The sequence below is a fragment of the Pseudomonas sp. genome (genome assembly GCF_035497915.1).
Lineage (GTDB): Bacteria > Pseudomonadota > Gammaproteobacteria > Pseudomonadales > Pseudomonadaceae > Serpens.
In genome coordinates this window covers 1-17,654 of record NZ_DATJCS010000007.1, presented here as the reverse complement: position 1 = coordinate 17,654, position 17,654 = coordinate 1, and the positions used below count along the sequence as shown (strand labels likewise).

Genomic DNA, 17,654 nt, shown 5'->3' with positions numbered 1-17,654 from the left:
TGCCGTGAATCGCGCGCGGCTTCAACGTACCCCGGCTTCGGCCAGCGTGACCTGACGGGGGATGCGGGCGGCATCCCAGTGGGCGATGCCCCAGGCCAGCACCTGGCGGGGCGTGGCCTGTTCCAGCGTCGCTTCGGGCGCCTGGCCCAGTGCGCGCAGGGCCCGGCACAGCAGCGGCGCGGCCTGCTCGGCCGGCAGCGGCGGGGAACGATAGCGTTTGCCCAGCTTGTGGCCGTCGGGCTGGATCAGCAGCGGCACATGCAGGTAGCGCGGCTGGGGCAGGCCGAGCAGTTCCTGCAGGTACAGCTGGCGCGGCGTGTTGTCCAGCAGGTCGGCGCCGCGCACGATGTCGGTCATGCCCTGGAACGCGTCGTCCAGTACCACGGCCAACTGATAGGCATACAGGCCGTCGCGGCGCTGGATGATGAAGTCACCGACCTCGCGGCCCAGGTGCTGGCGGAACTCGCCCTGCACCCGGTCGGTGAAGCGGTACTCCAGATCGGGCACGCGCAGGCGGATGGCGGCGTCCGCGCGGTCCAGGCCGGCGTCACGGCAGGTGCCCGGATAGATCGCCTGACCTTCGAGCTGCTTGCGCGAGCAATGGCACGGATAGGCCAGTCCCTGCGCCAGCAGGCGGTCGACCACCTCGGCATAGGCGTCATGCCGCTCGCTCTGGCGCAGCACCGGGCCGTCCCATTCGAAGCCGTAGGTTTCCAGGGTACGCAGGATGGCGTCTTGGGCGCCGGGCACTTCCCGGGGCGGGTCGAGATCCTCCATGCGCACCCGCCAGCCGCCGGCGACGGCGCGGGCGTCCAGGTAGGAGGCCAGGGCGGCCACCAGCGAGCCAAAATGCAGATAGCCGCTGGGCGTCGGGGCGAAGCGGCCGGTGTAGGGAGGCGGTTGCTGCATGGTGTCGGAAACGAAACAGGGCGCCTGTTGGCGCCCCGTCGAGGTCAGGAACCGATCTGCTTTTCCTTGATTTCCGCCAGGGTCTTGCAGTCGATGCACAGGGTGGCGGTGGGGCGGGCTTCCAGTCGGCGCAGGCCGATTTCCACGCCGCAGGAGTCGCACCAGCCGTATTCGTTCTCTTCGATCAGCGTCAGCGTCTCGTCGATCTTCTTGATCAGCTTGCGTTCGCGGTCGCGGGTGCGCAGTTCCAGGCTGAACTCTTCTTCCTGACTGGCGCGGTCGGCCGGATCGGGGAAGTTGGCGGCTTCGTCCTGCATGTGGGTCACGGTGCGATCCACTTCCTGCATCAGCTCCAACTTCCAATTGTTGAGGATGTTGGTGAAGTGAGCGCGCATGGCATCGCTCATGTACTCCTCACCCTTGGCCGGCTGGTAGGGCTCGAAGCCACGGTTGAGTTGGCCTTGTTGCTCTTTTGCTTTGGTGGGCATGGATGTCCGCCTCTCGCTTTCTCAATTCCCCAGACGTGGGGGAAGTCCTTCCGGTCGGTTGAAAACCAGACCCCCGCGCATTGAAGCGGGCGAAATTACCAGAACGCTCCGGGGCGCGCTACTCCCGGACAGTCGTAACTGCCCGTCCTGCCTGTGGTTCGCTAGAATCGCCGGTTTTCCCCGTTGCAACGACCGGAGAGGTTGCATGCTCAGCTCCTTCAGCGCGCGCAGCCGCGCCATCGAACCTTTCCATGTCATGGCCCTGCTGGCACGCGCCCATGAACTGCAGGCCGCCGGCCATGACGTCATTCACCTGGAGATCGGCGAACCGGACTTCACCACCGCCGAACCCATCATCGCCGCCGGTCAGGCCGCACTGGCCGCCGGACAGACCCGCTACACCTCGGCCCGTGGCCTGCCGCAGCTGCGCGAGGCCCTGGCCGGGCACTACGCCCGGCATTACGGCGTAGGCCTGGACCCCGAGCGCATTCTCATCACCCCCGGCGGCTCCGGCGCCCTGCTGCTGGCCAGCAGCCTGCTGGTCGATCCCGGCAAACACTGGCTGCTGGCAGACCCCGGCTACCCGTGCAACCGGCATTTCCTGCGCCTGGTGGAAGGCGCGGCGCAACTGGTGCCGGTCGGCCCGCAGACACGTTATCAACTGACCGCGGAACTGCTGGATCGTCACTGGAATGCGGACAGTGTAGGCGCGCTGGTGGCTTCGCCAGCCAATCCGACCGGAACGCTGCTGCATCGCGACGAACTGTCATCCCTTTCAGCCGCCGTGCGGGCCCGGGGCGGTCATCTGGTGGTGGACGAGATCTACCACGGCCTGACCTACGGCCTGGATGCGCCCAGCGTGCTGGAGGTGGATGACGACGCCTTCGTGCTCAACAGTTTCTCCAAGTACTTCGGCATGACCGGCTGGCGCCTGGGCTGGCTGGTGGCGCCGCAGGTCGCGGTGCCGGAGCTGGAGAAGCTGGCGCAGAACCTCTACATCAGCGCCTCCACCGTGGCCCAGCATGCCGCGCTGGCCTGCTTCGAACCGGCCACCCTGGAGATCCTCGAGGCGCGGCGTGCCGAATTCGCCCGGCGCCGCGACTATCTGCTGCCGGCCCTGCGCGAGTTGGGTTTCCGCATCGAGGTGGAACCGGAGGGCGCCTTCTATCTATATGCGGACATTTCGGCGTTCGGCGGCGATGCCTACGACCTGTGCCGCCATTTGATCGAAACTGAATTCGTCGCGGTCACCCCCGGCATCGATTTCGGTCGCCACCTGGCCGACCGTCATGTGCGCTTCGCTTATACCCAGAGCCTGCCGCGCCTGGAGGAGGCGGTGGCGCGCATCGCCCGTGGCCTGCGCACCTGGCGGCCCCATGCGCTTTGAGCGTGCGCTGGAAACGGCGCGGCTGCGCCGGCGCTACAAGCGCTTCCTGGCCGACGTGGTGACCGAGCAGGGTGAGGAACTGTGCATCCACTGCCCGAACACCGGCTCGATGCTCAACTGCCTGCAGCCCGACGGTCGGGTGTGGTTCAGCCGCAGCGACGATCCGAAGCGCAAGCTGCCGGGCACCTGGGAATTGAGTGAAACGCCCCATGGCCGACTGGCCTGCATCAACACCGCGCGGGCCAATCCGTTGGTGGAGGAGGCGCTGCACGGCGGCGTGATCGCGGAGCTGGCCGGTTTCGACGGCCTGCGCCGCGAGGTGCGCTACGGCCTGGAGAACAGCCGGATCGACTTCTGCCTGGATTTCGCCGGCGAGGCGGCGTACGTGGAGGTGAAAAGCGTCACCCTCGGCTATGCCGACGAGGCGGTGGCCGCCTTTCCGGATGCGCGCACCGAGCGTGGCACCCGGCACCTGCGCGAGCTGGCGGCCCTGGCCCGTGACGGGATACGCGCCGTGCAGCTGTACTGCGTGAACCTGTCGGGTATCGAGGCGGTGCGTGCCGCCGAGGACATCGATCCGGCCTACGCGGCGGCGCTGCGCGAGGCGAAGCGCGCCGGGGTGCAGGTGCTGGCCTATGGGGCCGAGCTGAGCCCGGAAGGTGTCAGCCTGGTGCGGCGCCTGGAAGTCCTCTAGAACCCCTAAACTCCGCTTCTTCGGCTGTTTTGCCTCGCCTCGCCTGCCTCGCCTACGTTTTCAAAGGCCCGTCAGGGATCGACCCAGATGCCTTGCGGATTCTCTTCGCAGGGAATCAGGTTCAGTTCCTGGCCCACGCACGGGCCGGACAAGCATTCGCCGCTCTCGATGCTGAACAGGGCCCCGTGGCTGGCGCACTGGATCAGCGTGCCGCTGTCGTCGAGAAAGCGGTCGGCCTGCCATTCCAGCGGGATGCCGCGGTGCGGGCAGCGGTTTTCATAGGCATACACGCGGCCGTCGCGGCGTACCGCCAGCACGCGAGCGCCGGACAGGCTGAAGCCACGGCTCTGGCCTTCGGCCAGTTCTTCGGGAGCGCAAAGTCGGATCATGAGGAGCCTCTGCTGGTGAGGCCGCGCATTATCCCGTCCTGCCGAAAAATGCCAAGCGGCGGACGTTCGACTGGCCGCTGGCCAGGCGGCTCCTTATGCTTTGGGCATTTTCGCGCGCAAGGAGATCGACATGCGTTTTGTCCTGCTGGCCCTGCTCGGGCTGCTGACCGGTTGCCAGCATCTGCCGCCACTGCCGCCCGGGCAGGCTGAGGGCGGCATCGTCGATCTGCGCACGGGCGCGCGCCTGACGCCGCAGCAGCTGCTCGGCGAGCTGGCCACGGCGGACCGGGTACTGGTCGGCGAGCGCCACGACAATCCCGATCACCATGCGCTGCAACTGTGGCTGCTGGAGGCCCAGGCGCAGCGTGGCCAGCCGGGCAGCCTGCTGCTGGAGATGCTCAATCCGGATCAGCAGCCGAAGGTGGACCAGGTGCGTGCCCGGATGGCCGGCGCGGACCGCCCCGACGATCTGGCTGAGGCGCTGGCCTGGCAGCCTGGCTGGGACTGGGCGCTGTATGGCGAGCTGGTGGAGTACGCGTTGGGTCAGCCGTGGCCGCTGCTGGCCGCCAATCTGGATCGCGGCGAGATTCTCGACATCTATCGGCGCCAGCCGCCGCTGGCCGGCGAGCGCAGCGGCGCTTCGGAGGTGCTGGCGGCCCTGGATGCACAGATCCGCACCTCGCATTGCGGCATGCTGCCCGAGTCGCAGTTGCCGGCGATGCTGGCGGTGCAGCGCCAGCGCGATCGGCGCATGGCCGAACGCCTGCTGGCCGCCCCGCAGCCGACGCTGCTGTTTGCCGGCACCTTCCATGTGCGCCGCGATCTGGGCGTGCCGTTGCACCTTGAGGATCTCGGCGCGCAGGGTACGACCCGGGTGCTGATCCTGGCCGAGGAGGGCGTGGAGGTGAGTGATCGGCAGGCCGACTACGTCTGGTGGACACCCGCCCGTCCGGAAAAGGATCACTGCGCTGAATGGCGCGAGCGGCGCCCTTGAAGCTGCCGTTCAGGCAAAAAAAGACCCGGCAGAGCCGGGTCAAAAACCGTGATTAGCCTGATGAGGAGATAGTCTGAAGGAGTCGTTCGGAGACTCGAAACCGCGTCGCGCCGCCGTACACATTCAGCTTATCGGCTGATCTCGCGATCAGTTGAGACGAATAATAACTATTATCATTTGGCAGTCAAGGCCGGAATGTAAAAAGTCGTTTCGTTACTCTGTCAGCCTCTCGGGATGCGGAGGCACGCCGGTGGGCGGTCGTCGTTCCAGCGCCTGGTTGAGGGCTGTCTTGCGCTCATGCGGCAACTGGCTCCAGGGGATGTCCAGCAGGGCGCCCTCGATGGCGTAGAGCAGTACTCGCGAGGCGCGAAAACCACGGGCCAGCACGGCCCGGTAGGCCGCCACCGAGCCCAGCCGGCGCAGATCTTCGAGATTGTGGATGCCACTGGCGTGCAGCCAGAGCGCGGATGTCTTGCCCAGATTCTTCAGGCGCAGCAGTTCGTCGTTCATCGTGCCTCCTTGCCTCGGCAAGTGTAGCTGCTGGCCCCGCGCGGGAGCCGGCCGCCGGCGAACGGACGATGGCTGCTTCAGAGTCCCGGCAGGCGTTGGCGCAGTTCGGCGATGGCCTGTTCCAGTCCGACCCCGTCATGGGTGTCGATCACCCGCTGGCGGGACAGCTCGTCCTCGGCCAGGGGCTCTCGCGAGGACTGCTGCGCGTGCATCACCTCCAGCGTGGCGTCGGAAGGGTCATTGCCCTCACGCTGCCGCTGGGCCAGACGCTGCTCCAGTACGCCTTCGGGCGCCTGGCAGTCGAGCAGCAGGAAAGGCACGCCGTGCTCCTCGGCGACCTGTCGGGCGCCGTCGCGCTGGGCACGCTTGAGGAAGGCGGCGTCGAGCACCACCGGATAGCCGGCGCGCAGTGCCAGGCTGGCCAGGTCATACAGGCGCTGGTAAGTGGCCTGGCTGGCGCTGGCCTGGTAGATCCCGGCGGACAGCTTGCCCTGCTGATCGGCGGGCTGGGCGCCGAACAGGCGCTTGCGCTCCGCGTCCGAACGCACCCGGATGGCGCCCAGTTCCTCGACCAGGCGCAGCGAGACATGGCTCTTGCCGACGCCGGCCACGCCGTGGGTGATGGCCATGAAGCGCGAGGGAATCGCGCTGTATTGCTCGGCCAGGCCGGCGTAGCGGCGGTACTCGGACAGGGCGGTGGCCTGGCAGGTGACATCCGGCTCGTGGCTCAGGCTGAGCAGGTTGATCTTGGCGCGCACCAGAGCGCGGTACGCCTTGTAGAAGTTAAGCAGTTCCAGGGCGGTGTAATCGCCGGTCAGCTCAAGCCAGCGATTCACGAAGCGCCGGGCCAGGCCCTTGAGGCCACGCGATTCCAGGTCCATGGTCAGGAACGCCGAGTCGGCGACGATGTCGGTCAGGCGGAACGGCTCGTTGAACTCGATGCAGTCGAACAGCATGACCTCGCCATCCAGCAGGGTGACGTTGCCCAGGTGGATGTCGCCGTGGCATTCGCGGATGAAACCGTCGGTCTTGCGCGCGGCCAGCAGCGGATGCAGGCGCTGGTAGGTGCTCTGTGCCCAGTGTTCGAGGGTATCCAGTTGGGCCAGATCGGCCGCCTCGGTGAGCAGCGGACGGATCTGGTCGAAGTTCTGTTGCACCGGCGCCATCACCGCTTCGGGCGTGCCCAGGGCATGCTCGACCGGCACGCGCGGCGCCTGCAGATGGAAGCGCGCGATCAGTTCGGCCAGGGCGTCGATGTGCTCGCTGCGCAGCTCGCCACGGGCCTGTAGTTCCGCCAGCAGCTGGCTCTGCGGGAACTGGCGCATCTTCAGGGCGTACTCGATGACCGGGGCGTCGGCGCCGAAGCGCGGGGTCTGTTCGCTGCCGCAGATGGGCAGGACCTCGCGGTACAGCGAGGGCGCCAGGCGCTGGTTGAGGCGCAGCTCTTCGTTGCAGAAGTGCCGGCGGCTGGCCAGCTCGGTGAAGTCGAGAAAGCCGAAGTTGACCGGTTTCTTGATCTTGTAGGCGTAGGGGCCGGTGAGCAGAACCCAGGAAATGTGGGTTTCGATGACCTGAAAACCCTCCACGGGGTGGGGGTAGAGGGCCGGATTCTGCAGGGCGGCGATCAGAGCTTGGCTCACGGGGCTGTCCTTACGTCTCGTCAGGAAAAGTCGCCATTATGGCGGCTGCGTTGAGCGACGGGGAAACTCTGCGACCTTTTTCTACGTCATAGCGCGATCATTCCGCGCCTAGCGGGTCCGTTCATACCTTCCATTATTTGCAAACGACTTACCCACAGGTACCGCCCGGTGGCCGTCTGCGCATTGTGGATAAAGTGCGTATAATCCGCCGCCATGAAGCATTCCCCTACTCCCCGTTCCCGTGGCAAGAAACCCTCCAAACCTCGCCGTGGCTGGCTCGGCTGGGTGGTCAAGCTGGGCCTGGTCGGCCTGGTGATCCTTGCCGGTTTTGCCATCTACCTCGATGCCGTCGTGCAGGAAAAATTTTCCGGCAAGCGCTGGACGGTGCCGGCCAAGGTGTACGCGCGGCCGCTGGAGGTGTTCAGCGGGCTCAAGCTGAGCCAGGCGGATTTCCTGCGCGAGCTGGAGGCGCTCGGCTATCGGCGCGAGTCGAGCGTGGCCGGGCCGGGCGCGTTCGCCGTGACCGGCGGTGCCGTGGAGGTGCAGACCCGCGGCTTCCAGTTCTACGAGGGCGCCGAATCGCCTCAGCATATTCGCGTGCGCTTCGCCGATGACCGTGTGGCCAGCATGAGCCGTCCTGGTGGCGGCGAGCTGGCCGTGGTGCGCCTGGAGCCGCTGCTGATTGGTGGCATCTATCCGGCGCACCAGGAGGACCGCATCCTGATCAAGATCGACGAGGTGCCGCCGCTGCTGGTCGATGCGCTGGTCACCGTCGAGGATCGCGAGTACTTCAATCATTTCGGCGTGTCGCCCAAGTCGATTGCCCGGGCCGTGTGGGTGAATGTCAGTGCCGGCGGGCTGCGCCAGGGCGGTAGTACCCTGACCCAGCAGCTGGTGAAGAACTTCTTCCTGACCAGCGAACGCACCCTCAGCCGCAAGGCGATGGAGGCGGCGATGGCCCTGCTGCTGGAGCTGCACTACGACAAGTGGGAAATCCTCGAGGCGTACTTCAACGAGGTGTTTCTCGGTCAGGACGGACAGCGCGCCATTCACGGCTTCGGCCTGGCCAGCCAGTACTACTTCGGCCAGCCGCTGGCCGAACTGAAGGCCCATCAGGTGGCCCTGCTGGTCGGCATGGTCAAGGGCCCGACCTACTACAACCCGCGTCGCCAGCCCGAGCGGGCGCTGGCACGCCGCAATCTGGTGCTCGACCTGATGGTCGAGCAGGGCCATCTGGATGTGGCTCAGGCGGCCCAGGCCAAGCAACAGCCGCTGGGCGTCACGCCGCGCGGGCGCCTGGCCGATACTTCCTTCCCGGGCTTCCTCGATCTGGTCAAGCGTCAGCTGCGCGAGGATTACCAGGAGCAGGACCTCACCGAGGAAGGGCTGCGCATCTTTACCAGCTTCGATCCGCTGCTGCAGCTCAAGGCCGAGGAGGCGCTGGCGGAAACCCTGCAGCGCCTGGGCAATCGCAAGGGCGTCGATGAGGTCGAGGCGGCCATGGTGGTCGCCAACCCCGAAACCGGCGAGCTGCAGGCGCTGATCGGCGGGCGCCAGCCGCGCTTCGCTGGCTACAACCGTGCGCTGGACGCGGTGCGTCCGATCGGCTCGCTGGTCAAGCCGGCGGTCTACCTGGCCGCGCTGGAACGGCCCAGCCAGTACACCCTGACCTCGCTGATCGAGGACGAACCGTTCTCGGTGACCGCGCGCGACGGCCAGGTCTGGCAGCCGCAGAACTATGATCAGAAGGCCCATGGCACGGTTTACCTGTACCAGGGGCTGGCCAATTCCTACAACCTGTCCACCGCCCGGCTCGGTCTCGACCTGGGCGTGGAGAACGTGTTGCGCACCTTGCAGCGCCTCGGGGTCTCGCGGCAGTGGCCGGCCTACCCGTCGATGCTGCTTGGCGCGGGCGGGCTGACCCCCATGGAAGTGGCCGGCATGTATCAGACACTGGCCAATGGCGGTTTCAACACGCCGCTGCGGGCCATTCGCAGCGTGCTCGACGGCAATGGCGAGCCGCTCAAGCGCTATCCGTTCGAGATCCAGCAACGTTTTGATCCCGGCGCGATCTATCTGATTCAGAACGCGATGCAGCGGGTCATGCGCGAGGGGACTGGTCGTTCCGTTTACAACCAGTTGCCGGCGTCCCTGGCCCTGGCCGGCAAGACTGGCACCAGCAACGATTCGCGGGATAGCTGGTTCGCCGGCTTCAGCCAGGATCTGCTGGCCGTGGTGTGGATGGGGCGTGACGACAACGGCTCCACGCCGCTGACCGGCGCCAGTGGCGGCCTGCAGGTCTGGACCCGGTTCATGGCCAAGGCGGATCCCATGCCGCTGGAGATGCCGGTGCCGGACAATATCGTGTTGGCCTGGGTGAACGCGCACACTGGCGAGGGCTCCGCGGAGCATTGTCCGGATGCCGTGCAGATGCCCTATATCCGCGGCAGCGAGCCGTTGCCCGGCGTCTCCTGCGGGATCCCGCCGGCCGAGTCGGTGATGGATTGGGTGCGTGGCTGGCTGAACTGATGACAGAGGTGTGCTTGTGAACAAATGGCTTGTCGCCGTGGCGGTCCCGCTCGTGCTGGGTGGTTGTGCGAGCAATCCGCGCAGCGTGGTTCCGGTGCAGGAAAATGGCGCCTCGATCTACCAGGAGCAGGAGTGGATGGGTGCGGAACCCCTCGGCCGGCAGCCGGCGTCCCGCTTGCCTGCTGCCGCTCCGGCGCAGCCCGAGGAGGATGCTGGCGTGGTGGTGATGGTGCCGCAGGACACCGGTTCGGTGCCCGTACAGAGCGTGCCGGGCGCCATTGCGTTTCCCGGGGCAGCGACCAGCCAGCCGCCGGTTATCAGCGGTTCGGCGCCGGTGGTTGCCGCGCCACCGACCGGCATTCCCCAGCGCGAGCTGGCGCCGGACGAGCAACTGGAAGGGCCGGTGCTGGCCCTGTTGACGTCCGCGCGACAGATGCAGAATGGCGGCGATCTGAACGGCGCCGCCTCCAGCCTGGAGCGCGCCCAGCGGATTGCGCCGCGTGAACCGCAGGTCCTGTATCGACTGGCCGATCTGCGCCTGGCCCAGGGCGATCCCGCCCAGGCCGAGCAGCTGGCGCGGCGGGCGCTCACCTATGCGGGTGGCCGCCCGGCCCTGCAGGCCAGCCTCTGGGAGCTGATCGCCAAGGCGCGTGAGCGGCAGGGCGATCCCGCCGGCGCCGCGCAGGCCCGGCAGCGGGCCAAGGTAAGCAGCTGATGGATTCGCGCGTCTCGGCGGTGGCCGATCAGTTGTTGCTCATCGAGCGCGAGCTGCGTGTGCTGGGTTGGTGGAGCGCTGCCTCGCCCGGCGTGCACGCGTTGTCCAGCCGGCAGCCCTTCTGCGTGGATACCCTGGAACTGCACCAGTGGCTGCAATGGATCTTCCTGCCACGCATGAAGGTGCTGGTCGAAAACGGTCAACCCCTGCCGGCCGCGTCCGGCATCCGCGAGATGGCCGAAGTGGTGTATGCCGAGCGGCTTGCCGAGGTGCGCACGCTACTGACGGTGCTGGCTGACTTCGACCGGCTGATCACCGCGCGCAGCTGACGCGCAGCTGGTTTCGGGTGTCGTCGAGCAGTGCCTGGCGCTCTGCCTCTGCCAGCGTTCGGTGGGTGCCCGCCGCATCCGTGGTGCGCAATCGCGGTCGCTGCTCCAGCAGTTCCCGTTGCGTCTCCAGTCGCTGACAGCGCAGCCGGCGCGCCTGCTCTTCCCTGACTGCGTCCCGGCGCAGGGTCTCGTCGAAACGGCGCTGCTCGGCGGCAGCGCGTTGTGCCGGGGTTTCGCTCCTGGCCTGGCTGGGGCCGGGTGACGGGGCGGGGCGCAGTGCCTGGGGGTGGCTGGCCTGCCGATCCGCTGGCCGGTCGCTGAAGTGCTGCACGCCGTTCGAGTCGGTCCAGACATGGATAGCGGTTGGCAGGGCCGGCGAGGCGTGCAGTAGCAGGACGGTGAACAGCAGTGGGCGCATGGTGCGATACCTGGCGGGATGAGCGGAGCTGAATAGCAGAAGGGGGATGCCCCGTCGGCGCGCCAGCTCACAGGTGGGTCTTGCCGCACATGCGACTTGACTTGCTGGCGGCTAATCCGAACAATTCCACGCTCGCTGCAGCCGAACCGCACCGGTTCCGTTGCGCGCGATCAAGGCGCCTACCCGTGCCGAATCTGTTACACCCGTAACGCGTTACCTCGCGCTGGGTGGGAGCCGTCCGCAACACACCAGGATTCGCTCCCAGTACTTGCTCGGTAGAGCTGTTTCCATCTGCGATCAACCGTCGCACATGCTCCGCCGAGGAGTAGACCTAAACAGGCTGCCTGGCCCCAGGCGGCATTCTGGCGTTCTAGAGGGGAATAACGTGGAGCTTTTATCCGGCGCTGAAATGGTCGTCCGCTTCCTGCGCGACGAGGGCGTGAAATACATTTACGGGTACCCGGGCGGTGCCCTGCTGCACATCTACGACGCGCTGTTCAAGGAAAAGGAAATCACTCATATCCTGGTCCGTCACGAACAGGCCGCAACCCACATGGCCGACGGCTATGCCCGCGCCACCGGCAAGGCCGGCGTGGTGCTGGTGACGTCCGGCCCCGGCGCGACCAATGCCATTACCGGCATTGCCACCGCCTACATGGATTCCATTCCGATGGTGGTGATCTCCGGCCAGGTGCCCAGCACCATGGTCGGCACCGACGCCTTCCAGGAAACCGACATGGTCGGCATCTCCCGGCCGATCGTGAAGCACAGCTTCATCATCAAGCACCCGTCGGAAATCGCCGAAACCCTGAAGAAGGCGTTCTACATCGCCGAGTCCGGCCGCCCCGGTCCGGTGGTAGTGGACATTCCCAAGGACATGGGTACCCCCGGCGAGAAGTACGAATACGTCTATCCGAAGAAGGCCAAGCTGCGCTCCTACAGCCCGGCAGTCCGTGGTCATTCCGGACAGATCCGCAAGGCCGCGGAAATGCTGCTGGCCGCCAAGCGCCCGGTGCTGTACTCCGGCGGTGGCGTGATCATGGGCAATGCCTCGGCGCAGCTCACCGAGCTGGCGCGCATGCTCAACCTGCCGGTGACCAACACCCTGATGGGCCTCGGCGGTTACCCGGGCAGCGACCGCCAGTTCATTGGCATGCTCGGCATGCACGGCAGCTACACCGCCAACGTGACCATGCACCATGCCGACGTGATTCTCGCCGTCGGCGCGCGTTTCGATGATCGCGTGGTCAATGGGGCGGCCAAGTTCTGCCCGAATGCCAAGGTCATCCACGTCGACATCGACCCGGCGTCCATCTCCAAGACCATCAAGGCTGACATCCCGATCGTTGGTCCGGTGGACAGCGTGCTGACCGAGATGGTCGCCGTGCTCAAGGAAATCGGCCAGACGCCGAACAAGGACGCCGTGGCCAGCTGGTGGAAGCAGATCGACGAGTGGCGTGGCAGCGGTCGTCTGTTCCCCTACAACGAGGGCGACGGTTCGATCATCAAGCCGCAGAAGGTCATCGAGACCCTCTACGAAGTCACCAAAGGCGATGCCTTCGTGGCCTCCGACGTGGGCCAGCATCAGATGTTCGCCTGCCAGTACTACCGCTTCGACAAGCCCAATCGCTGGCTGAACTCCGGCGGCCTGGGCACCATGGGCTTTGGCTTCCCGGCCGCCATGGGCGCCAAGCTGAACTTCCCGGATGCGGACGTGGCGTGCGTGACTGGCGAAGGCAGCATCCAGATGAATATCCAGGAGCTGTCCACCTGCCTGCAGTACGACCTGCCGGTGAAGATCGTCAACCTCAACAACGGCGCGCTGGGCATGGTGCGCCAGTGGCAGGACATGCAGTACAGCAGCCGCTACTCGCATTCCTACATGGAATCGCTGCCGGACTTCGTCAAGCTGGCTGAAGCCTATGGCCACGTCGGCATGCGCATCACCGAGCTGAAGGATCTCAAGCCGAAGATGGAAGAGGCCTTCGCCCTCAAGAACCGCCTGGTGTTCCTCGACATCGCGGTGGATACCAGCGAGCACGTCTACCCGATGCAGATCCGGGATGGTGCGATGCGCGACATGTGGCTGAGCAAGACGGAGCGGACCTGAGCATGCGACACATCATCTCCCTGCTGCTGGAAAACGAACCAGGCGCCCTGTCCCGCGTGGTCGGCCTGTTCTCCCAGCGCAACTACAACATCGAAAGCCTGACCGTGGCACCGACTGAGGATCCGACGCTGTCGCGCCTGACCCTGACCACCATCGGCCACGAGGAGGTGATCGAGCAGATCACCAAGAACCTCAACAAGCTGATCGAGGTGGTCAAGCTGGTCGACCTGTCGGAAAGCGCCCACATCGAGCGCGAACTGATGCTGGTCAAGGTCAAGGCCACCGGCGCCCAGCGCGCCGAGGTCAAGCGCACCACCGACATCTTCCGTGGGCAGATCGTCGATGTGACGCCGAGTGTCTATACCATCCAGCTGGCCGGCACCAGCGACAAGCTGGACAGCTTCATCCAGGCCATCGGCACCACGTCGATCCTGGAGACCGTGCGCAGCGGTGTCACCGGGATTGCCCGTGGCGACAAAGTGCTGAGCATCTGACGTTTACTGACGTGGCCCAGACGGCCAGATACCGAGGAAATTTCATGAAAGTTTATTACGACAAAGACTGCGACCTCTCCATCATCCAGGGCAAGAAGGTCGCCATCATCGGTTACGGTTCGCAGGGTCACGCGCATGCCTGCAACCTGAAGGACTCCGGTGTTGACGTCACTGTCGGTCTGCGTGCAGGTTCGTCCTCCATCGCCAAGGCCCAGAACCACGGCCTGAAGGTTGCCGATGTGGCCGTCGCCGTGGCCCAGGCCGACGTGGTGATGGTGCTGACCCCGGACGAGTTCCAGGGCAAGCTGTACCGCGAGGAGCTGGAGCCGAACCTGAAGAAGGGCGCCACCCTGGCCTTCGCCCACGGTTTCTCCATCCACTACAACCAGGTGGTGCCGCGTGCCGACCTGGACGTGATCATGATCGCGCCGAAGGCCCCGGGTCACACCGTGCGTTCTGAGTTCGTCAAGGGCGGCGGCATCCCCGACCTGATCGCCGTCTACCAGGACGCTTCCGGCAACGCCAAGAATGTCGCCCTGTCCTACGCTTCGGGCGTCGGCGGCGGCCGTACTGGCATCATCGAAACCACCTTCAAGGACGAGACCGAAACCGACCTGTTCGGTGAGCAGGCCGTGCTGTGCGGTGGTTGCGTGGAGCTGGTCAAGGCGGGTTTCGATACCCTGGTCGAAGCCGGTTACGCGCCGGAAATGGCCTACTTCGAGTGCCTGCACGAGCTGAAGCTGATCGTCGACCTGATGTTCGAAGGCGGCATCGCCAACATGAACTACTCGATCTCCAACAACGCCGAGTACGGTGAATACGTCACCGGTCCGGAAGTGATCAACGCCGAATCCCGTGCCGCCATGCGCAACGCCCTGAAGCGCATCCAGAACGGTGAATACGCCAAGATGTTCATCAGCGAAGGCGCCACCAACTATCCGTCGATGACCGCCTACCGCCGCAACAATGCCGCCCATGGCATCGAAGTGGTTGGTGAGAAGCTGCGCGCCATGATGCCGTGGATCGCCGCCAACAAGATCGTCGACAAGAGCAAGAACTAAGCGCTCAAGCGATCCGAAAAGACGCGGCCTGGTGCCGCGTTTTTTCGTTGTTCGCGGTCGCATCTGGTATAAAGCCCGGCTGTGAGCATCCGGGGATACACTGGATAGCCGTCTTCCTTTCTGTTTCAAGGTAATCGTTCATGAGCGAAAGTCCCGAGGAGCCGAACAAGGACTCCACCGTAGAAAGCCTGCTGCCGATCGACGAGCACGTTGAAGAGAGCCAGGACGCAGAAGGGCGCAAGGTGCGTCATCGTGGTGTCTACCTGCTGCCCAACCTGTTCACCACCGCCAACCTGTTCGCCGGCTTCTTCGCTATCGTCAGCGCCATGAACGGCAAGTTCGAAGTGGCGGCCATCGCCATCTTCGTCGCGATGTTGCTGGACAGCCTGGACGGTCGCGTGGCGCGCCTGACCAACACCCAGAGCGCCTTCGGCGCCGAATACGATTCGTTGTCGGACATGGTGGCTTTCGGCCTGGCCCCGAGCCTGCTGGCCTACCAGTGGGCACTGTCGGAGCTGGGTAACGTCGGCCTGACTGTGGCCTTCATTTACGCCGCCTGCGCCGCGCTGCGTCTGGCCCGTTTCAATACGCAGATCGGCAAGGTCGACAAGAAGTGGTTCGTTGGCCTGGCCAGTCCGGCGGCGGCCGGCGTGGTGGCGGGTACCGTCTGGGCGCTGAAGGACTTCGGGGTCGAGGGCGTGGACATGCCCGTTGCCACGGTGATGCTGTTTGCGCTGCTGGTGGCGCTGGCCGGCGTGCTGATGGTCAGCAACATCAAGTACTACAGCTTCAAGGATCTGGACCTGAAGGGTCGCGTGCCCTTCGTGGCGATTCTGGTGGTGGTGCTGGTGTTCGCCGTGGTGTTCAGCGACCCGCCGCGGGTGCTGCTGCTGATCTTCCTGGCCTATGCAGTCTCCGGCCCGGTGCAGTTCGTGCTCCAGCTGCGTCGTCGTCAGACGCACGCCGACCGCGAATAGGATCTGTTCTAATCTCGCTCGCGGGTGCATCATGCGCCCGTTGAGTGAGGTACGCAGTATGTTGATCAAGCTGCTCTCTTCGAGTGACTGCCGCGAAGGCGACGTCACTCCCGAATCCGTCTACCTGTCCCGGCGCCGCCTGATGCAAGGTGCGCTGCTGGGGGCCGCCAGCGGCGCTCTGCCCACTATCGGCTGGGCCCAATACGCTGATGTGGAACCGGCCATTGCGCCGCCCTGGCTGCGGCGCCGACTTACCGATGTGCAATGGTCATCCTCGGATGAACCGGTGGCGCCCTTCACCGTCGCCAGCCAATACAACAACTTCTATGAATTCGGGCCGGGCAAAACCGATCCGGCGCGGCATGCATCGGCGATGCAAACCGAGCCTTGGTCGGTTCGCGTCGATGGCCTGGTCGCCAGGCCGGGTGTCTACGATCTGGACCAGCTCTGTGGACAGAGCCGCTTGCAGGAGCGGATCTACCGCCTGCGCTGTGTCGAGGCTTGGTCGATGGTCATTCCGTGGCTGGGTTTCCCGCTGGCGGACCTGATCCGGCGGGTCGAGCCGCTGGGTGATGCTCGCTATGTGCGTTTCGAAACGCTCCACCGGCCGGCGGAGATGCCTGGCACCCGGTCGCGGTTCTCGGTGATCGACTGGCCGTATGTGGAAGGGCTGCGGCTGGATGAGGCGATGCATCCGCTGACTCTATTGGCGGTCGGCATGTACGGCCGAGTGCTGCCGAACCAGAATGGCGCGCCCGTGCGCCTGGTGGTGCCCTGGAAATATGGCTTCAAGAGCATCAAATCCATTGTGCGCATCAGCCTCGTCAGCGAGCAGCCGGAAAGCTCCTGGATGGGCATCGCGCCCGACGAGTATGGCTTCTACGCCAACGTGAACCCGGCAGTCAGCCACCCGCGCTGGTCTCAGGCGCAGGAGCGGCGTCTGCCCAATACGCTGTTCAGCCCGAATGTGCGACCTACCCAGCTGTTCAACGGGTACGGCGATGAGGTTGCGGAGCTGTACCGGGGTATGGACTTACGGAAGCATTACTGATGAGACATGCCTGGCTGCGTATAACGGTCTTTCTGGTCGCGCTGGGGGTGCCGCTGTACTGGCTATACCTTGGCTGGCTGCTGGCCCTTGGTCCCGAGCCGGGCAAGTGGTTGCTGGATCACCTGGGGCAGGGAGCGCTGCTGTTGCTGCTACTCACCCTGGCCATGACGCCTTTGTCGCGTCTGACGGGCTGGCCCCAATGGTTGGTGGTTCGCAGGCAGCTCGGCTTGTGGAGCTTCGCGTATGCCGGCCTGCATGTTGCCTGCTTTGGACTGTTCATCCTGGGCGCCCAGTGGGAGCGGTTGCCCGCCGAGGTGCTAGAACGACCCTATGTGATGGTTGGAGCGCTGGCGTTCCTCGGGTTGCTGGCGCTGGCGCTGACATCAAACAACTGGAGCATGCGTCGCCTGGGTGCTGGCTGGAAGAGGTTGCACCGTCTGATCTACCCGATACTCCTGTTGGTCCTGCTGCACATGTTGTGGGTGGTGCGTTCTGACTTGGGGCTGTGGGTGCTGTATGCAAGTCTGGGTGGCGCATTGCTGTTCTTTCGCACGCGTTGGGGGAGGCGCTGGCTGGGCAGGGCGGCCAATATTCGGCGCAATATGGCTCAGCGCGCCAAATAATGGTTGACGCCAGAAATGACAGCCCTATAATACGCCCCACTTCCAGCGCAGAGCTGCTGAAAACTCCTTGTAAATCAATGAGTTGGATGTTCGGGTCTGAGTTGGAATGCTCGCTAGAGGAAGTGGGCTGCTGGTCGAGTCAGGGTTGACAGTGTCGTTTGGCGCTGTATGATTCGCCTCCCGCTAGTGAGCTGGGTTGATTCGGTTCGCGGTGGTAAGCAGTTGAGTTGAAACGAAAAGTTGTTCAAAACAACGCTTGACAAGCAAAACGGCCGCTGTAGAATGCGCGGCCTCGGTTGAGACCTTCGGTCAGATCGAAACGCTCTTTAACAACTG

At 65.1% G+C, this 17,654-nt stretch carries 18 protein-coding genes; 12 read left to right on the top strand and 6 right to left on the bottom strand.

What is annotated here, in order from left to right; all coding sequences use genetic code 11:
• Positions 1–21 precede the first annotated feature (21 nt).
• Positions 22–909 carry a tRNA glutamyl-Q(34) synthetase GluQRS gene (gene gluQRS / locus VL129_RS02265; protein WP_325409633.1) on the bottom strand — a complete coding sequence of 296 codons (888 nt, stop codon included), beginning with the start codon at positions 907–909 and terminating at the stop codon, positions 22–24.
• Positions 910–953: 44 nt separating this feature from the next.
• On the bottom strand, positions 954–1,397 hold the full coding sequence (gene dksA, locus VL129_RS02260) for an RNA polymerase-binding protein DksA (protein WP_325409631.1): 444 nt from the start codon (positions 1,395–1,397) through the stop codon (positions 954–956).
• 205 nt (positions 1,398–1,602) lie between these two features.
• On the opposite strand from dksA, the gene VL129_RS02255 reads away from it, so the two are divergent.
• Positions 1,603–2,784, top strand: a complete 1,182-nt coding sequence (locus VL129_RS02255; protein WP_325409629.1) for a pyridoxal phosphate-dependent aminotransferase — start codon at positions 1,603–1,605, stop codon at positions 2,782–2,784.
• Positions 2,774–3,478, top strand: coding sequence for a DNA/RNA nuclease SfsA (sfsA, locus tag VL129_RS02250; protein WP_325409627.1), 705 nt, complete (start codon positions 2,774–2,776; stop codon positions 3,476–3,478). The genes VL129_RS02255 and sfsA overlap by 11 nt, the downstream gene beginning before the upstream one ends.
• Before the next feature lie 71 nt (positions 3,479–3,549).
• Here the strand turns inward: sfsA and VL129_RS02245 are convergent, their stop codons facing one another.
• The gene (locus VL129_RS02245) at positions 3,550–3,867 is read right to left on the bottom strand and encodes a Rieske (2Fe-2S) protein (protein WP_325409625.1); all 318 of its coding nucleotides are present in this window, start codon (positions 3,865–3,867) and stop codon (positions 3,550–3,552) included.
• 130 nt (positions 3,868–3,997) lie between these two features.
• Between VL129_RS02245 and VL129_RS02240 the strand changes: the two genes are divergently transcribed.
• The gene (locus VL129_RS02240) at positions 3,998–4,861 is read left to right on the top strand and encodes a ChaN family lipoprotein (protein ID WP_325409623.1); all 864 of its coding nucleotides are present in this window, start codon (positions 3,998–4,000) and stop codon (positions 4,859–4,861) included.
• A 213-nt stretch (positions 4,862–5,074) separates the two neighbouring features.
• Here the strand turns inward: VL129_RS02240 and VL129_RS02235 are convergent, their stop codons facing one another.
• A complete protein-coding gene (locus tag VL129_RS02235; RefSeq protein ID WP_325409621.1) occupies positions 5,075–5,371 on the bottom strand; it encodes a TfoX/Sxy family protein in 297 nt (98 codons plus the stop codon).
• 77 nt (positions 5,372–5,448) lie between these two features.
• Positions 5,449–7,011: a bifunctional aminoglycoside phosphotransferase/ATP-binding protein gene (locus VL129_RS02230; RefSeq protein ID WP_325409619.1), complete on the bottom strand. Its 1,563-nt coding sequence runs from the start codon at positions 7,009–7,011 to the stop codon at positions 5,449–5,451.
• A gap of 213 nt (positions 7,012–7,224) precedes the next feature.
• On the opposite strand from VL129_RS02230, the gene mrcB reads away from it, so the two are divergent.
• From mrcB to VL129_RS02215, 3 genes are read left to right on the top strand one after another with little or no spacing between them, the layout of a single operon-like run.
• Positions 7,225–9,540, top strand: coding sequence for a penicillin-binding protein 1B (gene mrcB, locus VL129_RS02225; RefSeq protein WP_325409617.1), 2,316 nt, complete (start codon positions 7,225–7,227; stop codon positions 9,538–9,540).
• Positions 9,541–9,556: 16 nt separating this feature from the next.
• Positions 9,557–10,255, top strand: coding sequence for a tetratricopeptide repeat protein (locus VL129_RS02220; RefSeq protein ID WP_325409614.1), 699 nt, complete (start codon positions 9,557–9,559; stop codon positions 10,253–10,255).
• Positions 10,255–10,584, top strand: a complete 330-nt coding sequence (locus VL129_RS02215) for a YqcC family protein (protein ID WP_325409612.1) — start codon at positions 10,255–10,257, stop codon at positions 10,582–10,584. Before VL129_RS02220 ends, VL129_RS02215 begins: the two co-directional genes overlap by 1 nt.
• On the opposite strand, the gene VL129_RS02210 is transcribed toward VL129_RS02215, so the two are convergent.
• On the bottom strand, positions 10,568–11,002 hold the full coding sequence (locus VL129_RS02210; protein ID WP_325409610.1) for a DUF4124 domain-containing protein: 435 nt from the start codon (positions 11,000–11,002) through the stop codon (positions 10,568–10,570). The two genes, VL129_RS02215 and VL129_RS02210, sit on opposite strands and share 17 nt — an antisense overlap.
• A gap of 385 nt (positions 11,003–11,387) precedes the next feature.
• On the opposite strand from VL129_RS02210, the gene VL129_RS02205 reads away from it, so the two are divergent.
• The 6 genes from VL129_RS02205 to msrQ all read left to right on the top strand — a co-directional run bounded on the left by VL129_RS02205 (position 11,388) and on the right by msrQ (position 17,318).
• On the top strand, positions 11,388–13,112 hold the full coding sequence (locus tag VL129_RS02205; protein WP_325409608.1) for an acetolactate synthase 3 large subunit: 1,725 nt from the start codon (positions 11,388–11,390) through the stop codon (positions 13,110–13,112).
• 2 nt (positions 13,113–13,114) lie between these two features.
• Positions 13,115–13,606, top strand: coding sequence for an acetolactate synthase small subunit (gene ilvN, locus VL129_RS02200; RefSeq protein WP_027588951.1), 492 nt, complete (start codon positions 13,115–13,117; stop codon positions 13,604–13,606).
• 44 nt (positions 13,607–13,650) lie between these two features.
• Positions 13,651–14,667, top strand: a complete 1,017-nt coding sequence (ilvC, locus tag VL129_RS02195; RefSeq protein ID WP_325409604.1) for a ketol-acid reductoisomerase — start codon at positions 13,651–13,653, stop codon at positions 14,665–14,667.
• 140 nt (positions 14,668–14,807) lie between these two features.
• Positions 14,808–15,644, top strand: a complete 837-nt coding sequence (gene pssA / locus VL129_RS02190) for a CDP-diacylglycerol--serine O-phosphatidyltransferase (RefSeq protein WP_325409602.1) — start codon at positions 14,808–14,810, stop codon at positions 15,642–15,644.
• Positions 15,645–15,702: 58 nt separating this feature from the next.
• The gene (gene msrP / locus VL129_RS02185) at positions 15,703–16,695 is read left to right on the top strand and encodes a protein-methionine-sulfoxide reductase catalytic subunit MsrP (RefSeq protein WP_325409600.1); all 993 of its coding nucleotides are present in this window, start codon (positions 15,703–15,705) and stop codon (positions 16,693–16,695) included.
• Positions 16,695–17,318, top strand: coding sequence for a protein-methionine-sulfoxide reductase heme-binding subunit MsrQ (gene msrQ / locus VL129_RS02180; RefSeq protein ID WP_325409598.1), 624 nt, complete (start codon positions 16,695–16,697; stop codon positions 17,316–17,318). The genes msrP and msrQ overlap by 1 nt, the downstream gene beginning before the upstream one ends.
• Positions 17,319–17,654 lie beyond the last annotated feature (336 nt).

What these genes read in the sequence shown, in the direction of transcription:
- gluQRS (WP_325409633.1), bottom strand. Translation starts at nt 909, where the DNA reads ATGCAGCAACCGCCTCCCTACACCGGCCGCTTCGCCCCGACGCCCAGC.
- dksA (WP_325409631.1), bottom strand. Translation starts at nt 1,397, where the DNA reads ATGCCCACCAAAGCAAAAGAGCAACAAGGCCAACTCAACCGTGGCTTC.
- VL129_RS02255 (WP_325409629.1), top strand. Translation starts at nt 1,603, where the DNA reads ATGCTCAGCTCCTTCAGCGCGCGCAGCCGCGCCATCGAACCTTTCCAT.
- sfsA (WP_325409627.1), top strand. Translation starts at nt 2,774, where the DNA reads ATGCGCTTTGAGCGTGCGCTGGAAACGGCGCGGCTGCGCCGGCGCTAC.
- VL129_RS02245 (WP_325409625.1), bottom strand. Translation starts at nt 3,867, where the DNA reads ATGATCCGACTTTGCGCTCCCGAAGAACTGGCCGAAGGCCAGAGCCGT.
- VL129_RS02240 (WP_325409623.1), top strand. Translation starts at nt 3,998, where the DNA reads ATGCGTTTTGTCCTGCTGGCCCTGCTCGGGCTGCTGACCGGTTGCCAG.
- VL129_RS02235 (WP_325409621.1), bottom strand. Translation starts at nt 5,371, where the DNA reads ATGAACGACGAACTGCTGCGCCTGAAGAATCTGGGCAAGACATCCGCG.
- mrcB (WP_325409617.1), top strand. Translation starts at nt 7,225, where the DNA reads ATGAAGCATTCCCCTACTCCCCGTTCCCGTGGCAAGAAACCCTCCAAA.
- VL129_RS02215 (WP_325409612.1), top strand. Translation starts at nt 10,255, where the DNA reads ATGGATTCGCGCGTCTCGGCGGTGGCCGATCAGTTGTTGCTCATCGAG.
- VL129_RS02210 (WP_325409610.1), bottom strand. Translation starts at nt 11,002, where the DNA reads ATGCGCCCACTGCTGTTCACCGTCCTGCTACTGCACGCCTCGCCGGCC.
- ilvN (WP_027588951.1), top strand. Translation starts at nt 13,115, where the DNA reads ATGCGACACATCATCTCCCTGCTGCTGGAAAACGAACCAGGCGCCCTG.
- ilvC (WP_325409604.1), top strand. Translation starts at nt 13,651, where the DNA reads ATGAAAGTTTATTACGACAAAGACTGCGACCTCTCCATCATCCAGGGC.
- pssA (WP_325409602.1), top strand. Translation starts at nt 14,808, where the DNA reads ATGAGCGAAAGTCCCGAGGAGCCGAACAAGGACTCCACCGTAGAAAGC.
- msrP (WP_325409600.1), top strand. Translation starts at nt 15,703, where the DNA reads ATGTTGATCAAGCTGCTCTCTTCGAGTGACTGCCGCGAAGGCGACGTC.
- msrQ (WP_325409598.1), top strand. Translation starts at nt 16,695, where the DNA reads ATGAGACATGCCTGGCTGCGTATAACGGTCTTTCTGGTCGCGCTGGGG.